The organism is Planktothrix sp. FACHB-1355 (assembly GCF_014748295.1).
Classification (GTDB): Bacteria; Cyanobacteriota; Cyanobacteriia; order Cyanobacteriales; family Aerosakkonemataceae; genus Aerosakkonema; species Aerosakkonema funiforme_A.
In genome coordinates, this window is record NZ_JACJUP010000527.1 from 1 (window position 1) to 4,496 (window position 4,496).

The window sequence follows — 4,496 nt, forward strand, 5'->3', positions numbered from 1 at the left end:
TAGCCCTAGCTATACCTCCCGAAATCATGGCTAAAACCAAAAAAACCACAACCGCCATCAACCTTCGCGATCCCCAATATTACTTCAGCCGGGAATTGAGCTGGTTAGAGTTCAATCACCGGGTTCTCCACGAAGCGATCGATCCCCGCACTCCCCTGCTAGAACGCCTAAAATTCATGGCGATTTTCAGCTCGAATTTAGATGAGTACTTCATGGTTCGCGTCGCCGGTCTCAAGCAACAAGTAGAAGCAAACGTAAGTCGCCCCACTCCCGACGGTCGGACACCCAGCGAACAACTCGATCTGATCGGTCAGCGGCTGCGCCCCCTCGTTACCCAACAGCATCAACACTTCGAGCAAGAATTGCGACCCCAACTGGCTAAACGCGGAGTCCATATCCTCGACTACATGGACTTAAATCAGGAACAGCGCATTTACCTGCAAAATTATTTTGAAGAGCAAATTTTTCCCGTACTGACTCCTCTTGCTGTCGATCCCGGTCATCCTTTTCCTTATATTTCCAATCTCAGTCTCAATCTTGCCGTCGTAGTTCAAGACCCGGACACCGGAGAGGAATTGTTTGCCCGCGTTAAAGTCCCGAAGATGTTGCCCCGGTTTTTACGATTGCCGGAAGAATTGCGGGATAGTACCGATATCTGGACGGGAGTTCCTCTGGAACAAGTAATTGCCCATAATTTGGCATCATTGTTTCCCGGTATGAATATTCAGGAATGCCATCCGTTCCGAATTACTCGCCACGCCGACTTGACAGTAGAAGAAGACGAAGCCGAAGATTTGCTTTTAGCGATCGAACAAGAACTCCGCAAACGTCGCTTGGCAGGATCGGTAGTGCGTCTGGAAATTCAAGCCACTACCTCCGATCCGGTACGCCAAACTTTAATGCAAGAATTATCTTTGAACCAGAACCAAGTCTATGAAGTAGAAGGTTTGCTGGGACTGGGCGATTTAATGGCATTTATGGAATTGCCCCTACCAGAACTCAAAGATCCTGCCTGGACTCCAGTAGTACCCCCCCGCGTGCGCCGCATCGTCGAACCCGATGGGTCTCATTTCCAAAGGGATACAGAAGAAGGAGAAGATTTTTTCAGCGTCATTCGCGCCTCGGATTTGCTGTTACACCACCCCTATCACTCTTTTGCCGCTACCGTGCAGCGCTTCATCACCCAAGCCGCACACGACCCAAACGTTCTGGCGATTAAAATGACTCTCTACCGCACTTCTGGAGATTCGCCGATCGTCAATGCTTTGATTGCAGCCGCAGAAAATGGCAAACAGGTGGCGGTGCTGGTAGAACTCAAAGCTCGCTTTGATGAAGAAAACAATATCATCTGGGCACGCAAGCTGGAACAAGCTGGAGTTCATGTCGTGTACGGTTTGGTCGGTTTGAAAACTCACACCAAAGTCGTACTGGTAGTACGTCGGGAAGACGATCGCATTCGCCGCTACGTCCACATCGGTACTGGCAACTATAACCCCAAAACTGCCCGTATTTATACTGATCTGGGATTGCTAAGCTGTCGTGAAGAATTGGGAGCAGATCTGACGGATTTGTTTAATTATTTAACAGGTTACTCGCGACAGCGGTCTTACCGCAAGCTGATGGTAGCACCTGTAAACCTGCGCGATCGCATGACTTCTCTGATTCTGCGAGAAGCGGAACATTGTCAAAAAGGTCATTCCGGTCGCATTGTCGTCAAGATGAACTCACTGGTCGATCCCAAGATTATTGCTGCTCTCTACGAAGCTTCCCGTGCCGGCGTTCAAATCGATGCGATCGTGCGAGGAGTATGCTGTCTGCGTCCGGGCTTACCAGACGTGAGCGAAAATATCCGCATTATCAGCATTGTCGGTCGCTTTTTGGAACACTCGCGCATCTATTATTTTCATAATGCAGGTCAAGAGGAAGTCTACATCGGCAGCGCCGATTGGATGACTCGCAACCTCGATCGCCGCGTAGAGGCGATCGTAGCTGTAGAAGATGCAAATCTTGCCAAAGATTTACAAGAAATTTTGGGAATTATGCTCGCAGATAACCGCAAAGCTTGGGAATTACAGCCTGATGGCAGTTACATCCAACGCCGTCCCACCGATAGCGCCAGCGAGCAAAATGCACAAGCCATTTTGATGGAAATGGCTCTTTCTTCAGGTGGAACAGCTTAAGGTTTAGCTACCAAGCTCTGGAATCTCAAAAACAGACGATATAGATAATTTTGGCACTCAAAACTCTCGAAGGGCGGGATTCCCGCCTTTCTTTTCCATTGCTCGATCGCCTCATACTCTTTGCCGTAATTACCAATTTCCAACCGGTCCAAACATCTGGGGCAACGTTATACCCGTGAATATACGTAAAATAAAGCGATCTTCTGCGCCCAGTCAAAAATTAACCGCAATTACACCGAAAAAAATCGAATTTAAACATCAGTATTGTTACGTTAAGCATTTCTTAAGAATTAAATCTTTATATAACATGGTATGGAAGCTTCTCTAACAAGTAAAGAATTAATTTATTGATTCGCTCAAATGATAGATGAAGCAGACCGATAAGCAAACGTACACTGTAACCATGTCTGACATTAGAAAAGCATCTGAGGTCGTAATGTTGTCCTGTTGTGATAGTTCCAGTTTACGAGTCCTAGTGGTTGACGACCACGAACTCACTCGGCTGAGCTTGAAATTTGCCCTTTCCAGCCAAAAAAATATCGAGCTAGTTGGCTTGGCCTCTAACGGCCAAGAGGCGATTAGAATGGTGGAAAACCATCGCCCTGACGTGATCATCCTCGATTTGCAGATGCCAGTCATGGATGGTTGGAGCGCTTCTAGATATATCAAAAGTATGTATCCCCAGGCCCAAATCATCGCTTACTCAGCCGTGGAGGAGCAACAAGCTACCGCCACGAACCCAAAGCCAAGCGTTGATGCCTTTTGCAGCAAAGAAACTGCCACCCACGAACTGATTGAGCTAGTCAAGGAATTGGGGAATCGGAATGGCAGTGGTACTTGATGGTGTTAGCGGTTGCCAAGTTTGACACTCCCCCGCATAAATCACGGGGGCTTTCCGCATCACGCCATACCTGGTTACCAGGCAGGGCTATGAGCAGTTAACTTACTTCCGCATCGGGAAAAGTGCGTTTAAATTCATCGATCAAATCGTCCATTTCTTCCAGCGCTTGGTTGACATCAATTCTCAGAGTTCCCAAGTCTGGCTGTTCCAGAAGCCGTAACAAAGCTTCGCGCTTGCTTTCAATCAAGGAAATTCGTTCTTTAATTGTTTGTGGCTCCATCATATTTTTTTTTCGCTCGCTTACACCTCAAGTTTAAAAGAGAGTAGCGGTCTGTCGATCGCATCTCCCCTCTTTACCGCAAAAAAGGAGGCCGATCGGTATCCGTATGCTTGTTTTTGCTCGATTCGGCAATAAACCGCTTGAGTGCTTTTTCCCGATTTTTCATAAACGCCGCCCAAAACCCAGGTTGAAACTCATCCATAGTTTTGGCAAGAGCCCAAACATCTACCGCTAGGATATTATAAAGCGTTTCGTCCTCCCGCTTGAGCGAGTTGATCTGCTCTAGTAAGGTACGCTCTTGAGTGCCATTCTGATTTCCATCTCCAGTCATGTTTAAGCCCACACTTTAAAAATTACGGCGATGAGTCAGGAACTTTGTTGTGGAGCAAACCATCTGGATGAGTGTTGACTCGGCTTTGTTGACATAACGCTGCTCTTAAAATATTTTTGTTGGTTTTGACATCCCGCTCTTCCACATCCCCACAGTGAAGACATCTGGGAAAGCCGGGATCTCGGGAATGTTTCAGAATTTCACCAGAACAGGAACATTCCTGGAAAGTGTAATGAGGTGCCACAGCAATTACCGTTACACCAAAAATCTTTCCCACATACTCCAACCACTGACGAAATCTTAACTGGGCTATATCGGAAATCGATTTAGCTAGGTGATGGTTTTTCACCATTTTTCCCACTTGCAGATCTTCTAAAGCTACCAAATCGGGTAGGGTCGAGGGGAGATCGTAAATTTACGATACGTCTACCACTTTAAATTTACTTGGCTAAATCTAAAACACCAAGCTGTAGAGGCAGGGGTTTTAGATTTCATCCAAACCCCCTTATTCTATAAGGATTGGTGATTTAACTACCCAACTAATATGTTACGTCAAACTTCGTTGGCAACATTAGGCTTAAGTCTGGGCAGCATTCTAACTATAGTTGGATTTGCAGCTTACTTTGCCGATAATGCCACACTCAACCTAGTGGGATTCTTTTACGGCTTTCCTCTCCTCCTGGGAGGACTGGCTCTCAAGGCGAATGAACTCAAACCTATACCCTTTACTCAACCGACACCTCCGAACGTGCTGGAACTGCGAAAGCAGCAAGCGACCTTGACGCAAAACAAGCTTCGCAAAGATTTAACTCGCCACAGCTACGGTCAGGATACCCATTTCGACAGACCTCTCGCTCAGCTGGG

6 protein-coding genes are annotated in these 4,496 nt (G+C 47.0%); 3 read left to right on the plus strand and 3 right to left on the minus strand.

Annotation, left to right across the window (positions count from 1 at the left end; genetic code table 11):
• The first annotated feature begins 26 nt into the window (after positions 1 to 26).
• The gene (ppk1, locus tag H6S82_RS19845; RefSeq protein WP_190475845.1) at positions 27 to 2,180 is read left to right on the plus strand and encodes a polyphosphate kinase 1; all 2,154 of its coding nucleotides are present in this window, start codon (positions 27 to 29) and stop codon (positions 2,178 to 2,180) included.
• 403 nt (positions 2,181 to 2,583) lie between these two features.
• Positions 2,584 to 3,021 carry a response regulator transcription factor gene (locus H6S82_RS19850; protein ID WP_242057036.1) on the plus strand — a complete coding sequence of 146 codons (438 nt, stop codon included), beginning with the start codon at positions 2,584 to 2,586 and terminating at the stop codon, positions 3,019 to 3,021.
• Positions 3,022 to 3,118: 97 nt separating this feature from the next.
• On the opposite strand, the gene H6S82_RS19855 is transcribed toward H6S82_RS19850, so the two are convergent.
• The 3 genes from H6S82_RS19855 to H6S82_RS19865 form a co-directional block, all read right to left on the minus strand.
• On the minus strand, positions 3,119 to 3,301 hold the full coding sequence (locus tag H6S82_RS19855; RefSeq protein ID WP_190475857.1) for a hypothetical protein: 183 nt from the start codon (positions 3,299 to 3,301) through the stop codon (positions 3,119 to 3,121).
• Positions 3,302 to 3,374: 73 nt separating this feature from the next.
• Positions 3,375 to 3,632, minus strand: a complete 258-nt coding sequence (locus tag H6S82_RS19860; RefSeq protein WP_190475847.1) for a hypothetical protein — start codon at positions 3,630 to 3,632, stop codon at positions 3,375 to 3,377.
• A 22-nt stretch (positions 3,633 to 3,654) separates the two neighbouring features.
• Entirely contained in the window at positions 3,655 to 4,017 is a 363-nt protein-coding gene (locus tag H6S82_RS19865) for a zinc ribbon domain-containing protein (protein ID WP_190475850.1), read from the minus strand.
• A 159-nt stretch (positions 4,018 to 4,176) separates the two neighbouring features.
• Between H6S82_RS19865 and H6S82_RS19870 the strand changes: the two genes are divergently transcribed.
• The coding region (locus tag H6S82_RS19870) for a DUF2854 domain-containing protein (protein WP_191056600.1) at positions 4,177 to 4,496 on the plus strand (320 nt) is incomplete at its 3' end.

Coding starts and splice junctions, on each gene's coding strand:
- H6S82_RS19855 (WP_190475857.1), bottom strand. CDS start 3,301: ATGGAGCCACAAACAATTAAAGAACGAATTTCCTTGATTGAAAGCAAG.
- H6S82_RS19850 (WP_242057036.1), top strand. CDS start 2,584: ATGTCTGACATTAGAAAAGCATCTGAGGTCGTAATGTTGTCCTGTTGT.
- ppk1 (WP_190475845.1), top strand. CDS start 27: ATGGCTAAAACCAAAAAAACCACAACCGCCATCAACCTTCGCGATCCC.
- H6S82_RS19860 (WP_190475847.1), bottom strand. CDS start 3,632: ATGACTGGAGATGGAAATCAGAATGGCACTCAAGAGCGTACCTTACTA.